We start from the raw sequence: 20,849 nt of genomic DNA on the forward strand, positions 1-20,849 counted from the left end.
ACAATTATGCAGACCATTATTCTTGTTTATTTTTTTTATTTAATTCCTGTGCAATGTCTTGGAATAACTTAAATTTGTAAGGCTCAAGTTTTTCATGCTCTAAAAATTCGTATTTATCTGGAGCAAGTGACTGTGCTTCAAAACAAATATCTTTAATTTCAAAAAGTTTAGAGGATATTGGCTTACATTTGTCATATTTAAAAAAAGTAATATTTTTACCCGAGCTATGTAGTGAACTTCTGAATTTTATTCCATGAAAACCTAAACTTTTAATAAATTCAGCAATGTACTGTGTTGGCAAATAATGCATTGTATCAGAATCAGATGGTTTAGAAAAATCTCTCATTATTTGGTGAATAAGATATGTTTCATATTCATTGTCAACATAATTTAATCTGGAAAAGTCAGCGATACAAACTGAATCTTCTACTAGGATGTTTGCAATACTTACTTTACTACCTAAATATGGTCGCACTTCCACCATTGCTGTATATGGATCCTCTGAGGTATATAAGTATTTAATAAAAGCTGGATTTACTCGACCATTACCTACTTTGTCGTTATTTGGTGGAACAAAAGAATCTTGTTCCCCATAACCCCAAAAATCAGATTCGGCTCTTGAATGTATATCTTTCTTGTAATATAGATTTGTAAACTGACTATACCTGTTTGAACCTTCTTCATTATTAAAATCCTTATTAATGTAATGAATATAACCAGAATCGTCTGTGAAGATTCTTGCTCTATATAAAATTGAATCTTTTTCGATATATATTTTATTTTTTTCTGCAAAGTGTTTTACGTACTCCAGAACCTCGTGTTTAATAATAAACCTATTCTCAAATAGTATTTCTGATTTGAAGCCATTCCATAATTTATAGGCTTTTTCAAACAAATTATCCTCCATAGAAACGCCCCTCCATCTTCAGTACAATTTTTAACATATGTATGGTTATACTTTCTGACCTCATCAAATACAAATTATACTCCATTTATTTCCTTTAGGGTAAAGCATAAGTACAGACAAAAAGGTGCTTAAAAAATATTAAGAATCAAATGAAAAAAGGGGTTTGTTGGTAATTTATAGAATGTAATTTATTGAGGGGAGGAATCAGACTGATGACTAGATTAAGTGAATTTGATAGATACAAAGGTGTTAGATTTTTAGTTAAATTCATTAACCCAGAGTATGTAGATTCTTTATTAGAAGGTAACTTGTTTATGAATACATTGGGACATTTCATCGACCAAGAGAAGGAAACAAAGATACGGGGACAGGGGGATAGGTACGAAGGGGCACATGTCTTTCCTGTTCAAAACATTCAAATTATCGACCCTACAAATGACAAAGTTATAGCAACAGCTAAAACAGGGATATTTGAAGAAAGATTTGAAGGTGTAAGAGAGATTCCGGTTTTCTGCTTTACTGTTTTCACAGCTAAAGATTTTAGCTTAATGGAGGAAGGAGAAGACTTTGTTACTTTCAAGTTAGATATTGCCCAAGAAGAAATAAATAAGATACTTGAAAACTTCGGAAGTAAAGCGTTGTTGCTCCCTAGCGATTTTGTTGAAATTCTCGAAGAAGATGCGAATAATCAAAACCTGGAATTTACTATTCGTTCTGTTTCATACGAAGATTATTCAGTTATTAATTCGGAACGTAAAAAGAAGTTTGAGGAAAAGTCTATCGAGATTATTACTTGGAAAGATTGTTTTTTCGAATACCAGAGAGAAGCTCGTTTTGCGATTCTTAATCGTCCTACCCAAAAGCCAATTAACTTTAAGATGAGAAGCCTTAGGGAACAATCTGTAATGATGGACGCAGCAAAATTCTTAAAGGATTATTACGTCCAAATAAAATTCCAAAATGGGGAAAAAGAATAAGGGAGAGCCCTATCCTTTTATGAGGTAGGGCTACTTTTCGTTAATAGTGTCTTTCTAATAATAATCCGTCCATCTGCCTTCCTTAATTAATACCTCTTTTAAACGCCGGAATAATTTTGGATGATAGTTAACTGAATTTGGGTGATTATTGGCTTCAGTGGGAGCTAAGATATCATTGGACACAATCCATATTTTTTCTTTATCCTTTTTATCTTGATAAATATTTACAACAAAGGATAATGTCCTTCCATCTTCGTTTTGAGATTTATAAACCTCTCCCCTGTAAAAAGCCTGTTTAACTTTTGACATTATTTGATCCCCCTAAAACTTTATTATTACTTATTTGATTGTATTAATTTAGAGGGTGTTCTAGGACCATCTTTCTGAGGTATTTTTTACTTTAAAAAATCTTTAAGCAGAAGGGATTTTTAATGAGGGATGTCGAAAGTATTAGTTAAAAAGAACTGCTGGAGAGTTACTATATAAATTACTAAATTGCTATTTTCGAGCAGATATTTTTACTGAAAGGATTGAGGAATATGTATAAAGGGAAATATGAAAGGTTATATCAATCTCTTAATATAAAGGATAAAGAGATTTCACAGCTTACTTTATCATTTAACGAGATTGAAGAATTACTGCAGTTCAAACTGCCTAATTCGGCATATAAATATTCAGCTTGGTGGGCAAATGAGCTAGAAGGAAGACACTCACATGCCCGTTCTTGGTTGATGGCTGGTTGGAAAACAGCAAACGTAAAACCAGGAATTAAAGTAACATTTTTTAAATAGGGGGATTAATTTTGGGCTTATTAGAACAACGTTTAGAAGTGATGAAAGAATGTGGCTTAGAAGTTCGTAATCTTGCAAATAATCGAATGAGTGGTTGGTTTGGGGGTAGGGCAATTGTGCAACAATTACATGTTAGTGGAACAGGTTATGTGCCGGGCCCTCTTGTACAAAAAGTAACAAGTGAATTTAATGAATATCTTGATGATCGTAATATGATACCGTTTGAAAAATTTTCAACCGAAAAATTTAGACGTTTATTGGAGGTAGCTAAGGCAGCTACTTCACGTTATTAATTTTTTGTATGCAGGGTTCATAATTGCAAAATGGCGTTATTAGTGAAAAATTATTTATGAAAGAATTTATCTAATTACATATTAGGGGGATACATATGGCTTTAACTTGTAGAGTTTGTGGAGAAGCAACGAGAGGAAGGAACTTTGAGTGTGAAAAGTGTTGGAAATTTTATGAAAGAGCAGAGCAGAAATTTAATGAAAAACGAGGCATTAGTGTAGAATTTGATAGCATTGAAGATTTAGCGAGACATTTAAAGAAGCTGTATGAGGATAACCCCTACTGTAGTTATACAGGTCTTGAAATGGTAGTAGAAGATAGGGAGCGTATTGAGCGTCTTAAAACTGAAGACAAAATGGATGAACATAATCAGTATAAGAATGAATTAGCTGTTCTTGGTTTTAGTGTTGACCGAGTGATTTCAGGATTGGGCGATGAAAAGGCACCTTATAGTAAAGACAACATTGTATTGTGCATTAGAGCATTAAACACAATGAAAGGTGAGTTTGAACCCGACGTTTTTATACAAGCTTGTTTTAAAGTATTAGCATACCAAGTTGAGAAACAAACAATTTTTGCTAATAATGTTATTTCGATGCTAAGAAATTTTAATGCAAAACACATTAATAAGCCAATTATTCCTATAAATGAAGAAATATTGAAAAGTGCCGGTGTCTATGAAGAAGATTTTGAAAAATTTAAGCATGAGTATGAAAAACAGTTAAAAATAAAACATAAAAGGAAAAATTGAAATTAAAAGAGCTTGAAATTTAATCCAAGCTCTTTTAATTTGCCTTTGGGAACAACTTATTATTTTATCTTTGTTCTTTAAACTTAGCGTAAATTGTGGAACGGGGAACGCCAGTCATTTTTGAAATATCATTGACGCTTAATCCATTTGATTCTCTTTCGCTATATAGCTTCAATGCCTTTTTAACGTCCTTTTCAGCCTTTCCTATACGTCCCATGTGCTTCCCTTGAGCCTTTGCTCTTTCACGCCCTTCTGCTGTTCTTTCAGCGATTAAGTCACGTTCAAACTCAGCTATAGCTCCCAGCATAGTAAACATGAGTTTCCCGGCTGCAGTGGAAAAGTCGATCTGTTCTTTAATAAACACTAAGAAAATTCCCCGGCTTTGCAGCTCATTAGCGATTTTATGTAAATCGAAAGTACTTCGGGCTAACCTATCAATCTTGTAAACAACCAGCTTATCGCCTTCTCTAAGGTAGTCTAAAGCCTTCGCAAGTTCCTCCCGGTCGCTTTTGGCACCACTTTGCTTTTCCATAAAAATTCTTTCGCAGCCGTATTCAGTTAGTTTGTCGATTTGCAGCTCTAAGTCCTGGTCTTTGGTTGATACCCTTGAATATCCAATAATTGCCATGTTATTTTCCCTCTCTTGTTGTCTAAAAGTCCTATATCTTTTGTGCTTTTTATTCTAGACTAACTTATAGACAATATCAATAGCAATAATAGCAGCAATTTAAGATATTTTTTTCTTTGTACAAAACTTATAACTATTAAACAGTTTTAGCTGAGTTTCTTTAAGCCTAGTTTCCATTACACTAATAAAGAAAAATATATGATCACCAAATCTTCCTTAATTCATGGTCTTGCAGCATGGGGGCACAAGGAACCAAAGCTATTAAAAGGTATAGAACTAATACGCTATAATCTTATAATTGAGAATCCACCATTCAGTTTAAGTATTGGTGAAGAGAAGTAGCTAAAAGTGATGAATTCGGTTGTTTCCGTTTCGGTATTCCTCCAAAGGATAAAGGTGATTATGCATTTGTGTAGTACAACATTGCAACATTGAATCATGAAGGAAAAACTATGGTTGTAAGAATGCTTTAAAATTTAATTGCACATTTCAACTTTAAAGGGAAAAGTATCAATTATGTGGTATAATTTAACATATTAGTGTTTATTTCGACAAATTTTTAATGTTTCAATTATTAAAATTGGAGTGGTTACCATGAGTACTAGGGCAAAAAAGAGAAAAAGGAAAGGAATAAATTATATTTCTCAGTTTCATAAGTTTAAAAACTTAAATGACGCGATTTCATACTATAAAATTAATTTATCAAATAATGAATTAATTAAATTTGTGAAAGATCTTTCTAATAATCCGTTTTATAGAAAGTCATTGGTAGGAAATCCATTTCCCGAAGATATATCTCATTTAGGGAAAGCAAAAATGTTATATGCCACTAGTAATATAAGGGAAATATTTTGGAACGCATTAATTGTTTATCAATATAAAAATGAAATAAATAAGTTCTTAATCTTAAAGGATAAATTTAATTCATATTTATTGGAAAGTAAATTTGATTTAGCTAGAGATACACTAGGTGAGATTCAAATAAATTTTGGTTATTCTAATTGGTTAATTGAGAATAAAATCGCGTTACTTGAAGAAATGGAGGGATATGAAAAACAAAAAGAATTTGTAAACGATATTAGTAAAAATAAAAATGTTGATCCTCTTGTTGTTTTTCTAACCAGTTATTTTAGTATTAGAGCTGAGAAAAATGTTTCTCCTAATAAATACAATTTTAGGATAGAAGAAATAAAACGAGAGTTTAATGAAGCAAATTCAGATTTAAAGGATCTTTCAGAGTATATGCAGTTTAAACTAAACTTAAATACTATCGAAGATTATAGGTGTAATATTATTCTTTCTTATGAAAGTAAAATGTCAATAATAGATAGGTATCTTACTTTTGTTAAAATTTGTAGTTTCATTTCTTCAAATGTAGATGAAAAAAAAGATATTGATCTAATTAAGGATTCAATTAAACTCTTAGCTAATGTAATTAGGGATCCAATTTTATCAAGTCTTTCACTTAAACTAGGTGGATATGAAATTATTTTGAATAACAACTCCAAAGATATCATAACAGTGATAGAAAAATATACCATTGGAGACTATGCAGGATGTATTTATTTATCTGAACAACTCCTAAAGCAATCACCTTGTTTAGTCGATATATATGATGTTTATGTAAAATCATTAATAAGAGAAAATGCAAAAAGTGTCTTTAATAAAACAGAGACTTTACTAGGGAAAATCCTTAACTCTTTAGAAGATATTATTACTTACTCAAACCGTTCAAATGAAGCTTATATCGAGTTGTTAAAGTTATCTTATGTATTTTCGAGTCAATATTGGTCCTTACAACTAAGAGGATTAATTGTGAGTTTATATTTCGATCCTATCATAACCAATAACAATAAATTTATTACTATTGGGCGTCTACATGCAAGTCCTGTAAATCCTATTCAATCATATAGATTTAATTCCAAAAATAACGCTAAGGAATACTTTGAAATTTTAAAATCACATTTTAGTTGCAACCAAACAATTTTACTCTATGAGGCAATACTTGAGCAAAATTTAGAAATGCTTATGAGCGTTAATCTACCTCAAGATAGATTAAGTAAGTATCAGGCTAAAATACTCTGTGTTGAAAAACAGTATAACAAAGCTATTCCAATCTTTAAATCTCTTATGACATCTAAAATATATATAAATGAACTAGACGGAGTACTTGGTTTAGCTGAGTGTTATATTAACACTTACCAATATTCAGAATGTATAGATTTAATTGTAGATGCTTATTTCAAGAATTCAAATATTTATATTAAATTTCCTCTATCACAGATATTAAGTGAAATAGAGACGTCCTTCTTCGAAGAACTTAGCGATAATATCTCTTTACCTATTATTTACGATATTTATTCTAGTAATTACTCTTCTGATAAGGATTCTATAAAGTCAGATGCTTATGAGGAATTTTTATATTCCCTTTCATTACGAAAACCATCTTCATTAAAAAATTATGTAAGTTATATTGATAGATCTAAATTAGTCTATTATTTGAAGAACATTTGTGTTTTCCACGTAATGGATAATTCTATTGAATTTGATAATACTGACGAAGTAGAAAAAGAAAGGATATTAGTATGTCAATTATTAAGAGAAATTGACCCAAGTAATGATGAAGTATATGCAGAAGAAATTAAGAACATTACGCAAAAGCAAATGATACAAAAAGGTATGAGAGATATTGAAAAGAGTAAAATCTATGTTGATGTAGAGGGAATAAAGAAATCCCTAGAAAAAAATCTAAAGGAAAGTTATGCAAGGTTTATTACACTGAAATCTACCTCTATTAAAGATGAGGTCCCAGAATACATATTAGTGGATTCAAGTGAAGAAGAAGGTATTCAAATTCAGATAAAAATGCCAAGTAATGAAGCTAGGAATTTATTGACTACAATGATTTTAGAACTACGAGATAGTTTTGTTTCTAGTAATGAATATGGACTTGATGGGTACTTAAGTGTTGGTATAAGGCACGGAACTTTATCTGGACAACTAAGGGGACAACTTGAGGCTGAACATTTAATTACTCAAAAAGATAATGTGACCGGTAAATATCATTTAAATAAATATTGGAGAGAGAAGTACTCTACAAACAAAGACAGTGAAGTAGATACCTTAATGGAATATTTTAATGATTTTTCAAGTGATATCGACGAATTAATTGACATACTGAAGAACTCCTGGATTCAAATAAAAACTGAAAACAAAAATAGTAAAGGGTTATTTAATTTCCAAATTACAATTGAGGATATGGAAGAGTTAGAAAATTTTTTAGATAAGGATACCCCATATGAAGTATTTATAGATCTTATTTTTGATATGTTGTGGAGAAAAACAGATACAAGCTTAAGGATTATAAGAGATAGAATTTCAAATACTTTAAAAGATAAATTCAATACCGTTTTCGAGCTACTACAACTGAAGGTAAATCTGTTGAAGGAATCTATAGATGTAACGGAACTTAATTCGAATATTGCTAATGCAAAAACTACTATTCAGTATGAACTAGATAAAATCTCGAACTGGTTTACTAGAAGTAAAGTGGAAGAAAGTTCAAATTATCAATTGGATTTACCTATAGAAATTGGACTGGAAATGGTTAAGAATATTTATCCTAATAAGACTATTAATGTTATTAAAAAAGATATTGATAATGCAATATTAAACGGTAGAACACTTAAGAGTTTTGTAGATATATCATTTATCATTTTCGATAATATAATCAACCGAAGCCGAATGGATACAATTGCTCCTAAAGTGTGGATTGAGTTTAAAAAAGAAGGTAGTAAATTAAGATTAACATGTATCAATGAGGTTGATCCAAATTTTAATACTAATGAGGGTAACAAACACTTAAAAAAATACAGAGATATGTTAGAACTAGACAATGCATTTGAATTAGTTAGCAAGGAAGGTGGAACAGGTTTTCCAAAAATTAAAAAGATCATATTAATAGACCTTAATTGTCCTCACAACATAGATTTTAAATATATGGATGATAAAAACTTCATTATTAATATTGAGATTAATGCTGAGGAGATAATAGCGTGAATATCCTAATTATCGAAGATGATCAAAATAAAATAAAACAAATTGTTGAATTTATAAATGAAAATTTAGAAGAGGCAAAAATCACAAAGAGATTCTCTTATCAGAGTGGTCTAAAAGAGCTGACCTCAAATTACTTTGATTTAATAATATTGGATATGAGTATGCCAACTTTTGATATCACAGCTTCTGATAATGGTGGAAGGCCCAAACACTTCGCAGGAAGAGAGATTTTAAGGCAAATGAAAAGAAGAAAAATCAATATACCTGTAATAATTGTTACACAATTTGAAAGGTTTGGTGAAAATACGATTTCTCTTTCAGAACTTAAAGAAGAACTCCAAAAGATGTTCCATGATGTTTATATGGGCACTGTATACTATAATCCTGCCCTAAACAGTTGGAGAGAAGAGTTATCCATCTTATTGAATAATATTAAAGTTAGGTGAAAATTTTGATTAAGATATTAGTTTTAGATGATACTCCTAGTAAACTTCAAAAAATAACTAGCGTACTAACCAGTTTGGAAGATATTGGTGTAGAGAATATTGAAATTGCTACTGATATTATAAATGCAAAAAGGGTTCTCCGTGAAAAGCATTATGATTTGTTGTTATTGGATATACAAATTCCTAACAGAATTGACCAGGTTGCCAAAGTAGACGGAGGAATTAGCTTTTTAAAAGAAATAAGGGAAACCAAAAGATATAATATACCCAGTCACATTATAGGTATTACAGCATATGACGATAGCTTTTTTGAAGCTAATACAGAGTTTGATAAGCATTTGTTATCCCTTGTAAAATATAGTGATTCTTCTGATGATTGGGTAGAAAAGATAACAAATAGCGTTAAACATATAGTTCAAAGTAGGACGAAAGGACAGATTTCTGTTATGAAATATGACTATGATTTGGCAATTATTTGTGCTCTTGACAAAGTTGAGTTAGAAAGTATAAAGAATTTACCGGGAGATTGGAAAGAGCATAGGATTCCATTTGACAGCACAACGTATTACACTGGAGTCTTTGAAAATGATAAAAAACGCATCAAAGTAGTTGCAGCAGCAGCTCCTCAAATGGGTATGCCTGCAGCGGCAGTACTTTCTATGAAATTAATTCAAAATTTTAGACCTAACTTTTTGGCAATGACGGGTATAGCTGCAGGCATTAAAGGAGAAGTAAACTTAGGAGATGTTCTTGTATGTGATCCATCCTGGGATTATGGCAGTGGGAAGATTAAAGAAGAAAATGGAGAAGAAGTGTTTTATCCTGATCCTCAACCAATAAGACTGGATACAGATATTCAACAATTATTTTCACTAATAGCTAATAATAGTAGTTTATTAAATGATATCAAGTATAAGTGGCCAGCTGATAAACCTGAAACAAGCTTGAGACTTCATATCGGACCCGTTGCATCTGGTGCAGCAGTATTAGCACACGATTCTGTTGTAGAATCAATTAAAAAACATAATAGAAAATTAATTGGAGTAGAAATGGAATCGTACGGTGTATTATATGCAGCTACTCATTGTCAAAAACCGCGACCTATTACCTTTGCAATTAAATCTGTTTGTGATTTCGCTGATGGAGAAAAAAATGATAGATATCAAAGATACGCAGCTTATACTAGTTCTGCTATCCTATACAGTCTGGCTTTAGACTATTTAGAATATGAGAATAATATATTAAAAAGTGAATCATTGGTATAAAATGATTGTATTTAGCCATAGGACAGGCCGTACGGTTTTTTTTACTTTTCTTGGAATGCAACTGGCAGTAGATTCTCTAAGAATTAGTCTTTGACAGGGTGAACCCTTGTTTGGATTGGTTTACTAATTCATAAGGTATTTGATAATCGTGTGGACAAAAACATACTTAGCATTGGTATAAGGTGAGAAACAACCTGTTGTATCGCAGATGTGGCGGAATTGGCAGACGCGCAAGACTCAAAATCGTGTTCCTTCCGGGTGTCGGTTCGCCCCCATTACTGGCATTTACAATTTCGAAAGAAAAACAAAATGCACGTCATATTAACATTTTAAGCGTTCCTGCTACGGCGGGGACGCTTTCTAATTTCAAAACTGATTGAAACTTCGTTCTAATTCATCTCCACTTGGTATCTCCAACTCCGGTATTAAAGAGTTTTTGAATATTGGAGAAGTAGTCCAGAGTGGTTTTAATCTTTTACTTAAGGTACGATTGGTCACATAATTTAATTTACAAACTCAGACGGAGAGAATGATTGAATGATGTTTCCACAAAAAATTTTTTTATGCTACCGGCTAAGCGAGATTAAATCTTAATGGTGTTTTTCTTAATAACCTTGAATTGACACCCAAAAAGCTTAAGTACATTATTTACTGGGTTACATTGCAAGAGGACTTTAATTTTCCAAGACCATATAACAATGGTATTAAATTCCCTTATAAGAGGTACATTGAGTCTTTACTTGCGGCATACAATCCAAATGTAATAAATCTTGGAACGGTAAAAAAAGAACTGAACCACAACAATATAAAATAAATGATAAAGTTATTTTTCCCAAGGACTTACAATATGTTAAATCTAATTTACCGGATAAATTTAGAAGGGCTTTAAATTCCCTTGAAATAATTTCGTGTGAAATAATAGGCGAATTGGAAAAAATTAAGGATTGGAAGGATATTTTAAGTGATTATAAATTACGTAATTATTTAATCCAGAGTGGTGAAATTCAAAAATTATTATATGACCACTTGATTGATATAGAAATAGTTAAAATACTTAATAATTATTTATATATCGATGCAGTTGATGTTATTTATAATAAAGTTACTAAAATTAATATGGTTAAAATAGTAGGAACTTTCAATTCAAAAGTAAATCTAAATTGTAATCTACTACCATGGAAGAACGGTTTATAATTCCATCCTTTGTGGTGAAGCTATGCTTCATGGATGGCTAACGGGGGATTTTGAAATAACTGAAATTGAAACAACGACGTTAATATCTGGTAAAATAACATTCGAATTTCATGTACAATTAAGAATTAGGGAAAACCCTCAATTAGATAATGACTCGTTAAAAGTGAGTATTGATAAGTTTAGTATTCCTGACGAAAAAAAGTGTTGTATCCTTTGCAGGAACCCTCAAGCCTCATATAATTTCAATGGAGATCCTGTTTGTGAAAGCTGTACAGTACATTATGAAGAGATATGTTTATCTTATAATGAGGTATTCAATAAAAAAAACTTTGCACCTGATGGGATGTGCTTACAATGTGTGTTGGGTCACAAAATCTAAATCTGCTTAAAATCTAAAGGAGTAAGTTTTGTTTGGAGGAAATATGAAAGTATTTTAAATGGATCTCTGATATATTAAGAATAAATAATTTTTTCAACTGGTCTCATAATAGAATAGACGACTTTTAAAAAGTTTATTAATGTATTTTTTCTATTTTTTGTAAAAGAAATAAGAGCATTTTTAATATTTTGCACTTATTAAAATTTATAAACTAAAGCCCATTTCTTGTTGAGAGGGGCTTTTTTGTTTAAAGTTAATATAAAAAAATACAGGAAAATACTCCTATGTAGGCGAATATAAAAGTAGTATTTTCCTATGAAGTGAGCATTTGAAAATTGAACGACCATTGCCCAGTCTATAAAAGATGGTATGAATAGAATAAGCTATCTATGAAGAAAGAACATAAAAAAATAAATGAAATATAATAAAGAGGGATTGTATTGAACGAGAGTGAAGTTAAAATAGCTGAAAAAGCGAAATTTTGGAAAGAACAAGATGAGATAAATAAAGAATTAATACCCAGAGTAATAAAAAATCATGAAATGATTAGTGAAATTTACATTCATTTAGATAATTATCCTAATACAGTAATTATCTTAAAAGAAGAAATAGAATCATTAAGGCTTCAAAATGAACAATCCTTATAAAGCAAAAATATCATATATGTAATTAATGTAAACATTCACATCATGTGAAAGTAAAAAAATGCAGAAAGAAATGGAGGTATGAATTATGGAAGAACTGAAAGTTAGAGTTGACTATTATAATAAAAAGCACAAGAAGAAATTTATAGCAAATCCAGATTATAAATTATTTGATGCTGTAGCTGAAAAGTTAGTTGATATTAAAATAAGTGAATTTAACACTTATTTTATATTTACAGAGCAGCATGATAGGGATGGATTTAGAAGATTTTCGGAATTAAAGGAACGCTTCGAGACGCGAATAGGCCTACTGGAACACCTAGATTTTAGTGGAGATACAATAAAGGCAAAAACCCCTTACCAAAGCGTTCCAAAAGACATAAGAGAAAGGGTTGGCGTGTCTGTAAGTCTTTGTCTAGCTAATAAGATTTATAATCTTACTGAAGCAGATTGGGAGGGAGTTCCAGAGACTAACAAAAACAAAACTTTGGATTATAATATCTGCTCCAATGGAAATAAATACATATATGTAGAATCAAAAGGTTCAGCTGTAGAGGATAATAAAAAAAAATCATCTACTATTTCTCAACATAAAGGTAGTATTGAAAGTAAAAAGAGTTCTTCCCCAACTAAATCTACTAATATTTACTTTGGGGTCATTACTGCCATCGATAATGGAACTAATTTATATACACAAAGCTGGCTGCTTGATCCTGATGCTCCAACCATACAAATAAATCCAGGAAAATTCAGGTTACTTTCTAGATTGTACTATTATTGGAGAAATTTAGCGGATATTTTTGGCTTTAGATCTACAATTCTCATCGCTTTAATAAACAGAATCAATATTATTAGTACTTTACAAGATTATAGTTTGGTAGATAAATTACCATTGTACAGAAGCGATGGAAAAGAAATTGTTTTTAATTTTAGGTCATATACTTCGAAATCTCAGCTTTTTATTGAAAAAGTAGTTGGAAATGTTTATCCAGTAGGTCCTAAAAAAATTCTGTTTGTGGGTTTTATCGAGGAAGTCTTCAATCTACTTATTTCTCAAAACTTTAATGAAATTGTTCAGTATAAATCTAATCAAAGGTCTATTCAAAGTGTGTTAAGCTGTAGAATTGGACTTAACGAACTAAAACATTTCAAAGAACTTAATGAAAGTTTTGAGAGATATAAAGTAAAAGATAAACAGTATATTGAAGTTGAGTTAAGTGGTGTATTTAATTTTACTACATCTGGAAGAGTATATAGTATTCTTGATCTAGATCAGTTAGAAGAAGGGAAAGCTAGTAGTAAAGAATAAACCTACTTAATAAGGTAAAAAAATTTAAATTATCTAAAGGGTTATTGTTCAAAACCTTTATTTTTTATGATTTTTTCTGGCTAGTTTTTGGATTAAAACAATACTAGCATCTTTAGGAGATTAAAATTCCCTTCTATAGGTAATAGAAGGGAATTACACTTACTGTCCGAATCTAAGTTATTTACATAAATATTTGGTTGCACATCTTGGCCGCTTCTTTTATATCCTAATTCTGTGTGATAGTTCAATAAAAAAGGTCACATTATTGGTCACAACTTGGTCACGAAATAGATGTTTTTATATTTTATTAGATAAAAATAAATGATATATCTCTTATTAAAAAGTGCATTAATTAAAGACTTTACAGCATTACATAATACTAAATGGAATAAAATCAGATACCTTCCCTCTAACTTCAAAACTGCTTGTGAAGAGTAGTCCAATGAATTTGATCAGTTTGTAAAAGTAATCTTTAATATATTTAATAAAAAGTCCCGAAAATTAATTTTCGGGACTTTTTAGATGTGAAAAGAATTCCTGCGGGTCACCGACTTACTAGGAAAACGAACGATTAACGTTGGTTTATTCATTCTCTTCTAATATATATAAACCAATATTAAAATATAATTCAACATATATGATGAATTATATTATTTAGTATAAATATATATGATTTTTAACATTAATAACATTATGATCATTGTTATTAAATATATATTTGTTTTATAATGAGAATTGCACATAGGGAGTTGGAGACGAAAGGGTACTTAACTAGTAATACATCACTTTTAGAAATGAGACAAGCACATGATTTTTGAATTTTTATACAATTAATCTACAACAATATTACTTGAAGAATTATACATGAGTTAAAAGATAATTACGTCAGAATGCAAATCTCCGACATTCTAAATTAAAGATTATGTGTTGTACATTTTTTTGAATGAATTAAATTACTTTGAATAATGTATTTTAAATAATTTGAGGCTGAATTTTCCTCAATTCCACGTTCTTTTGTAATCACTTGTAAAAAAATCTTAAATAAAGATTTATGGCCATTGCTCTAAGTATTGAATCAAAGTTATTGCTGGATAGTTTTCCTCTAAATAATCAAGAAGATATATTACCCAATGGTTAGAATAGACATAACCTGAATAGATCCCCTTGATTGTTCTCATGGTGTGTAGATCAATAAAAACGGCCAATATTTTTCCTTCTAAGTAAGTTTCAAAATCACTCTTTCTAATCAAAAGGATTCCGAACAACTATAGTATGATTTTTCGTTAATAAAAAAGAATGTCTTTAAAACAAGTTAACTTTATTTAAATGTATATATGAGTTATCTTGATTGATGCGTTCTAGGTATATATTGGTTGTAGAAATATCCGAATGGCCAGCCCAATCCTTAACTACCGCAAGAGGAACGTCGTTCTCAAGCAGAAGTGTGACAAATGTATGACGGAACCAGTGAGGCGTTACGCTTAAATTTTTTCCTGCAAGATCTACAGCTTCTTTCACAATTTTATACAGGGCAGGATAGGATAACCGTTTTTTATTTACTATGGGCTCATTTTTATTGTATAAAGCGAAAAAGAGAGGGCTGGTATCCTGCATATTTATTTCAACGGTTTCGCTCATACTTTTTCGATAATTAAATAAAATATTTTTGGTTTCTTCTCTTATAGGGATTGATCGAGGTTTATTCCCTTTACCAATGACATCTACAAATAAAAAACCTTTACGGTTATAACGAAAACTGCCCCAATTTAAACTCAAAAGCTCGCTTGCTCGCATTCCTGTCGTATAGAGTAAGTAACCAATTAGTAAATTCCTCTGTTCCAATTGTTCGCGATTCCTCTCTGCTTTTACCACTTTAGGAAAAAAGGAGATAAGAAATTCAGCATCTCTTTGATTCAATTCCCTGACTTGCAAACGAGTTTGCGCTTCTTCCTGACGAGTTTCTTCTATTATATAGTGTCCTTTTTTAGACACCGGTTTGGATATCCAAGTGGAAAGGTGTGCTTTATAAAATTGTGTCTCATATCCAAAGTCTAATAATCTTCGGAAAAACTCCAATTTTCTTATGGCTGATTTAGCTGCATAATTTTCTTTGATAAATTTGTTATAAGCTTTTACCTCCGGAAAACCGATATCCCGAAAGGAAAGGGAATGGTCCGTTAAAAAAGTGAGCAGCGTTTTCGCATCTGAACGGTATGCTTTAATTGTATGAGGAGAGAGCTTTTTATCATGTGGAAAAAGTTTCTCTAAAAAAAACAATTCAAGAAAATCTTGCTCAGAACCATTTTCAAGAGTGAGGTTTCTATTTTCATCGAGGAGGAATCGCTTTTTTAGATTCTCCTGTAAAAGTGTTAAGTACTGCCCACCATTCAAATTTTGAAGAAGAGTCAAGTAATTCATCTTTGACCTCCTTTGGATTAGTTATTAATAATAATATTATGTATAGTAAAGATAATACCTAATTATCTTTACTTTATATTATCACAGAATATCCGTTCTATCCATGTTCTTTTTCTAAGCGATAAAAATATAAAATACTAATTAAAAGCTGGAAAAAATAAAATTCAACAAACAAAACTCTAAAAGTATGAATACACAGAAAAGTTACACTACCGGCTGGAAACATTTAACTCGTTGGTGTGATTTAAATGTGCGGAATCCTCTTCAAGCATCTGCAGGCACGGTTTGCTTTTATTTATCGGAATTGGCAACAACACATAAATATTCGACTATAAGAGATCGAGTTTCTTCTATTAATATTGCGCATAAATTTAAACATCATCATCCACCTTCCGAACAAGTTGAAGTTCAAGCCTTATTGGAAGGTATAAAAAAGTGGAGATGACATAATAACAATTATGAAACAAACGGGTCATAAAACCAGGGAGATGGTTGATCGCTGCGTTCAAGCAGGCTTACGATATAAAAACAATGCGAGCAATATTTTTAAATAAATAATTTATAATTTACAATTTTTAGTGTGTTGGAGATTTGCATTTGAATGAAATTATCTTTTCACTGACGTACTACTACTCACTTAATTTAGTTCTACAATATTTATCGGAAAATTCAAACTATAAAATGTGAAGTGTATGGAGTGTATATGGCAATTAAAAAATGCTATTAATGGTGGTATTTGTTATGAATGGAAAAAGAGCCAAAATAATCAAGTAGTGAATAAAAACTTGCATATTTTTGGCTCTTTATTTTTATTCCTTATTTTGTTATAGCACCCGTCACTTTAAGTGAATCATTTCACAAATCTAATCATTAAATGAAACCTTTAATGATTTACTAGTTTTACATAAAGGGAGCTTATATTACTCTAAAAAAGGCAATAGATGTTAACGCAACAGTAGTTGTACTTAAAGAGTATAGCCCATCCTGTGGAAGTTCAATGATTTATAATGGTGAATTTATAGGAAAAAGAATTGCTGGGAATGGAGTTACGGCTGCTTTGTTACTAAGAAACGGTATACGAGTAATTTCAGAAAAACAGTTTGCCGATAATTATGATGAGATATAATAATTTTCTTCAATTAAAGGGCGAATTCCAAAATAAGAATTGCGTTCTTACTGTATGTACTGGGAATATTCCGAAGCAAGAAGGGAAAAAGAAACTTTTCCTGAATTATTAGCTTTAATCCGATGGAAGGAGAGATCCAACTATTTATGGAATTATCAGCGTCCCAATTATTGGCCTTGAAAAATATTTCAATTTATGCAAGAAACCATAGACATGAAGCTAAAGTTACAATAAAGAACATACTCAACATGTCTAATATTTCGGATAAAATATTTGAAAATGCTGTTGCTAAAATAAAAACTCATGCCAGGATTGGATTACATTTTCATCCAGATAGACCAGATTCAACTATGAGAACGGTTGCTGAAGCACTACTAGAGCATGGAATATATAGGAGTCAGTTTGAAACAGGTATATCCAACGGCAGTGTATCTGCTTACCCTGGTGGTGAACGAGACCTTTGGGAGAAGCGAATCTTTGGAGGTGCATATCAACTGAAGGGCACAATCAATAACCAACGGCCTAAATATGGTGCACTAAATTTGATGTTGCACCCAGACGGACCTGCTCCACGGTTTGGATCATGCTATTTTCTTCTATCCCCTGAGGTTTCATATCGTTCTACCTTCACCTATTTAGATTCGCATCAAGACCCAAAAGAAAAGGGGACTTATGAAGAGTTTGATATGATATTGTCTGCACTTCTTGAAGAGGTGTTCTTAAGAGATTTTGCGATTGGTGAAAAAAATTTGACGCCAGTTAGATTAGTGAATCATTTGCTGGTTGATCTTGAAAGCCCATTCCCAGACCCAGCAAATAAAGAGCCAAACCGGAATCTTAATCACTATATTGAAGCTCAGATACATGGGGATATTGTTCTTAAAGACGATGTGGAAATGCTTGTGGCAGATCCTTCATTTAAGGACACACATGTAGGGAGTATCTTAGAAAAAATATGCCTTAAGTATTCCATTGATCTGTATTGGCACAAGGGTTTTACTCTAATGATAGACGAAGTTCCTTCTGATTTTAGAGGTCCATCAATGCCTTCTTTGGCAAAACGCATTGCGCAGAAAAATTTTATCGATGCGAGAATAATTGGATCTGCTGTAATGGACTTGAAATGCAGTCTAACATCTTGGAGTGATCGAGGAACTAATGAGGATGTACTTCAAGAATTAAAACTGTTGTGGCATATTTTGGTAAGACATGGAAAATCATTTCCTAGTTAAACGAACGAGGGCGATTTATCAAGATGGTGGTCACTTTTCAAAGGGAGCGCTAGTCCTCCAAGCTAAAGTAGCAATCAATAATTATCTTGATCTTCCACAATCGGGTGCGAGTCTTAAGTAAAGAAAGTGCCTTTTTCTTTTATTTCAAGGGAGCTTACAGTTCGGTAATTAGTTATTATCTGCGATTGTTGAATAACTTGTGTTTAAAAAAGTCTCTCCTTAAGCATCATAATATCTAGACTAATGGATTTATAACATAGGAGAGTGAAAGAATAATGTTATAATCTGAAGCATGGGGAAAGTATCAACTTGATAAAAAAATTGAGGGATATTCACCTCTTACATTAAAAACATATTGTTTTCAATATTTAATACCCGTTGCTCCATTTGGTTAAAAAGGTATCTAGATGAGCGAGATGATGAGGATTCCTGTTTGTTTATTACGGAAAGAAGGCCAAACAGGCGTATGAGTATTGATAACTTGAGATATATTATCAAACGCATATCAAATCGTGCCGGGATAAAAAAGAGTATACATCCTCAACAATTAAGACATAGCTATGCAACACATATGATTAATAACGGTGCGTCACTTGAAGTGATCCAAAGCTTACTTGGTCATGAGAAAAGTGAGACCACAAAAATATATGCCCAACTAAGTGGAAAATTGAGACACGATTTTTATAGTAAATATTTTTGAAAACTTTTTAAATTAAACATTAATCAAAATCAAGGCGCCCATATAAAAAAGAGTGTCTTTTTTGTTATCGGGCCATTTTCTGGAATAAAAAAGAAGGGATTATTTGTAAGTAAATCGAAGTTAATTAACGTTAAGAAGGAAGAAAATTATAAAGAAAGTGGGAGATCTATTGGATACAAAAGAGATATTGAAGCAGTTCGAACAGGTGGCTACATACTATATTGAAGAGTTAAGTAAATATTCGCTAAATGAGTTTACGAGGAAGCCTACTGAGGATGAATGGTCATTAGGGCAAATGTACAATCATTTAATTCGAACAGCCCTCTATATGCAGCTGGGTGCAATTGAAAAAGGCTTGAATGGTGAGGCTCATGAAGGCGGTGAGAAGACAGAAGCCGGACAGCATGTTTTCAAGGCCGGGGCGTTCCCGCCGATTCGTATCAAAGTTCCGCCACAAGCTGGCTATACACCGGAAAACCCGATCGATAAGAGCGAGTTGAAAGAAGGGATGTTGCTGCTAATGGAGAAAATGAGAGAAGTAGAGCCGAATCTGGCCAACATTCCTGAAAATCGGAAAGTCGAACATCCTAGATTCGGTTACTTAAATGCAGAGGAATGGTTCCAGCTTATTCAAATGCATTTCCGACACCACTTACTGCAAAAAGAGCGTATCGATCAGTTTCTTTTAAAAGAAAGTAAGTAATTTTTAAGATTCTATGTGATATTTCCTGATTCACCGTGGCACAGATATACTGAGGTAATTACATGATACTGTATGAAGAAGAATTGTCGATTCTGAAAAAAAAGGTGAATTAAAGATCTCCTTAACAGACGTCGTTCAAGAACTTTACATTGAGGGTGCTTTAATAAGTCTAAATATAAAATATCATAAGTTTATTCCTAAAAAACAACCTCCTGGAAGTAAGTACTTGTAATAAAGATCAAGAAATAATTTAAATAATTCAGGTATAGATTCTTTTGTAATATTGTGCAGTATCACGGTAATACAGAACGATATTCTACAATCGGGCGCATTTCCTGAATAGGATTAGTGCCCTTTTTGCATGAAAGGGCCATTTAATGTATTAGGTTACGGGGTAAGCTATGTTATAAATATAAAGCTCTATGATGGAGGTATAATATGGGCAAAAGACGCAATTTAGTATTGTTTATCGCTTCAAGTTTGGATGGATACATTGCTACGAAGGATGAATCTCTTGAGTGGTTATTCAAGGTTGAAGGTGAAGGAGATAACGGTTATTCAGATTTTTATGAAACAGTTGATACAGTTTTAATGGGCAAAAGAACTTATGACTGGGTAATGAAACAAGAAATTGAGGAGTTCCCGTATAAAAATAAAGAATGCTATGTGTTTACAAGGTCTTCCGTCGAGGATACCGAGAATGTGAAGTTTGTTAATGAGGATGTAACTAGTTTTGTTCATAAACTAAAAGATCAAGAAGGGGAAAATATTTGGATTGTTGGTGGAGGAGAATTATTACATTCCTTTGTACAAGAAGGTTCAGTTGATGAATTTATCATAACAGTTGCCCCAACTATAATCGGTAAAGGAATTCCGTTATTCAGGGAGGGAAATTATCAATTAGATCTTTCATTGGTAGGAACAAGAATCTTTAATCAGTTTGTTGAATTACATTATAAGGTAAACGGCAAAAGCGTTTAGAAGGATTTAGATTATTCAAGAAGGGCGCGATTCTGCAGAATTGTGCTC

Annotated in this window: 16 protein-coding genes and 2 pseudogenes; 14 read left to right on the forward strand and 4 right to left on the reverse strand. The window is 31.7% G+C overall.

Features of this window, described 5'->3' with window-relative positions; genetic code table 11:
* Positions 1-16: 16 nt before the first annotated feature.
* Entirely contained in the window at positions 17-907 is an 891-nt protein-coding gene (locus ACZ5XR_RS29930) for an RES family NAD+ phosphorylase (protein WP_464502568.1), read from the reverse strand.
* A 212-nt stretch (positions 908-1,119) separates the two neighbouring features.
* Here ACZ5XR_RS29930 and ACZ5XR_RS29935 point away from each other — a divergent pair, with 212 nt between their 5' ends.
* Positions 1,120-1,884, forward strand: coding sequence for a hypothetical protein (locus ACZ5XR_RS29935; protein WP_464502569.1), 765 nt, complete (start codon positions 1,120-1,122; stop codon positions 1,882-1,884).
* A 54-nt stretch (positions 1,885-1,938) separates the two neighbouring features.
* Here the strand turns inward: ACZ5XR_RS29935 and ACZ5XR_RS29940 are convergent, their stop codons facing one another.
* Positions 1,939-2,193: a hypothetical protein gene (locus ACZ5XR_RS29940; RefSeq protein ID WP_464502570.1), complete on the reverse strand. Its 255-nt coding sequence runs from the start codon at positions 2,191-2,193 to the stop codon at positions 1,939-1,941.
* Positions 2,194-2,423: 230 nt separating this feature from the next.
* Here ACZ5XR_RS29940 and ACZ5XR_RS29945 point away from each other — a divergent pair, with 230 nt between their 5' ends.
* From ACZ5XR_RS29945 to ACZ5XR_RS29955, 3 genes are all read left to right on the forward strand, one after another.
* Positions 2,424-2,675 (forward strand): DUF7662 domain-containing protein, encoded by a 252-nt coding sequence (locus ACZ5XR_RS29945; protein ID WP_464502571.1) that lies wholly within the window; start codon positions 2,424-2,426, stop codon positions 2,673-2,675.
* A gap of 11 nt (positions 2,676-2,686) precedes the next feature.
* Complete coding sequence (locus tag ACZ5XR_RS29950; RefSeq protein ID WP_464502572.1) at positions 2,687-2,968, forward strand: hypothetical protein; 282 nt, start codon at positions 2,687-2,689, stop codon at positions 2,966-2,968.
* A 95-nt stretch (positions 2,969-3,063) separates the two neighbouring features.
* Positions 3,064-3,717: a hypothetical protein gene (locus ACZ5XR_RS29955; protein WP_464502573.1), complete on the forward strand. Its 654-nt coding sequence runs from the start codon at positions 3,064-3,066 to the stop codon at positions 3,715-3,717.
* Between the two features lie 64 nt (positions 3,718-3,781).
* Here ACZ5XR_RS29955 and ACZ5XR_RS29960 read toward each other — a convergent pair whose 3' ends face one another.
* Positions 3,782-4,345: a recombinase family protein gene (locus tag ACZ5XR_RS29960; protein ID WP_464502574.1), complete on the reverse strand. Its 564-nt coding sequence runs from the start codon at positions 4,343-4,345 to the stop codon at positions 3,782-3,784.
* Positions 4,346-4,939: 594 nt separating this feature from the next.
* Between ACZ5XR_RS29960 and ACZ5XR_RS29965 the strand changes: the two genes are divergently transcribed.
* From ACZ5XR_RS29965 to ACZ5XR_RS29985, 5 genes are all read left to right on the forward strand, one after another.
* On the forward strand, positions 4,940-8,404 hold the full coding sequence (locus tag ACZ5XR_RS29965) for a hypothetical protein (RefSeq protein WP_464502575.1): 3,465 nt from the start codon (positions 4,940-4,942) through the stop codon (positions 8,402-8,404).
* Entirely contained in the window at positions 8,401-8,850 is a 450-nt protein-coding gene (locus ACZ5XR_RS29970) for a response regulator (RefSeq protein WP_464502576.1), read from the forward strand. Before ACZ5XR_RS29965 ends, ACZ5XR_RS29970 begins: the two co-directional genes overlap by 4 nt.
* Before the next feature lie 5 nt (positions 8,851-8,855).
* A complete protein-coding gene (locus tag ACZ5XR_RS29975; protein ID WP_464502577.1) occupies positions 8,856-10,115 on the forward strand; it encodes a phosphorylase family protein in 1,260 nt (419 codons plus the stop codon).
* 2,013 nt (positions 10,116-12,128) lie between these two features.
* Positions 12,129-12,335 (forward strand): hypothetical protein, encoded by a 207-nt coding sequence (locus ACZ5XR_RS29980; protein WP_464502578.1) that lies wholly within the window; start codon positions 12,129-12,131, stop codon positions 12,333-12,335.
* A gap of 85 nt (positions 12,336-12,420) precedes the next feature.
* Positions 12,421-13,641: a hypothetical protein gene (locus ACZ5XR_RS29985; protein ID WP_464502579.1), complete on the forward strand. Its 1,221-nt coding sequence runs from the start codon at positions 12,421-12,423 to the stop codon at positions 13,639-13,641.
* A 1,302-nt stretch (positions 13,642-14,943) separates the two neighbouring features.
* Here the strand turns inward: ACZ5XR_RS29985 and ACZ5XR_RS29990 are convergent.
* Positions 14,944-16,059, reverse strand: coding sequence for a tyrosine-type recombinase/integrase (locus ACZ5XR_RS29990; RefSeq protein WP_464502580.1), 1,116 nt, complete (start codon positions 16,057-16,059; stop codon positions 14,944-14,946).
* Between the two features lie 901 nt (positions 16,060-16,960).
* Between ACZ5XR_RS29990 and ACZ5XR_RS29995 the strand changes: the two are divergent.
* The 5 genes and pseudogenes from ACZ5XR_RS29995 to ACZ5XR_RS30015 all read left to right on the forward strand — a co-directional run.
* Positions 16,961-17,185: pseudogene (locus ACZ5XR_RS29995) on the forward strand (2-thiouracil desulfurase family protein); the annotation flags it as partial.
* Between the two features lie 146 nt (positions 17,186-17,331).
* Positions 17,332-18,417 carry a DUF3626 domain-containing protein gene (locus tag ACZ5XR_RS30000; protein WP_464502581.1) on the forward strand — a complete coding sequence of 362 codons (1,086 nt, stop codon included), beginning with the start codon at positions 17,332-17,334 and terminating at the stop codon, positions 18,415-18,417.
* A gap of 367 nt (positions 18,418-18,784) precedes the next feature.
* Positions 18,785-19,117: pseudogene (locus tag ACZ5XR_RS30005) on the forward strand (tyrosine-type recombinase/integrase); the annotation flags it as partial.
* Between the two features lie 169 nt (positions 19,118-19,286).
* Positions 19,287-19,820 (forward strand): DinB family protein, encoded by a 534-nt coding sequence (locus ACZ5XR_RS30010; RefSeq protein ID WP_464502582.1) that lies wholly within the window; start codon positions 19,287-19,289, stop codon positions 19,818-19,820.
* Positions 19,821-20,258: 438 nt separating this feature from the next.
* Positions 20,259-20,801, forward strand: a complete 543-nt coding sequence (locus ACZ5XR_RS30015; RefSeq protein ID WP_464502583.1) for a dihydrofolate reductase family protein — start codon at positions 20,259-20,261, stop codon at positions 20,799-20,801.
* Positions 20,802-20,849: the final 48 nt, after the last annotated feature.

The organism is Neobacillus sp. Fa239, from assembly GCF_055395235.1.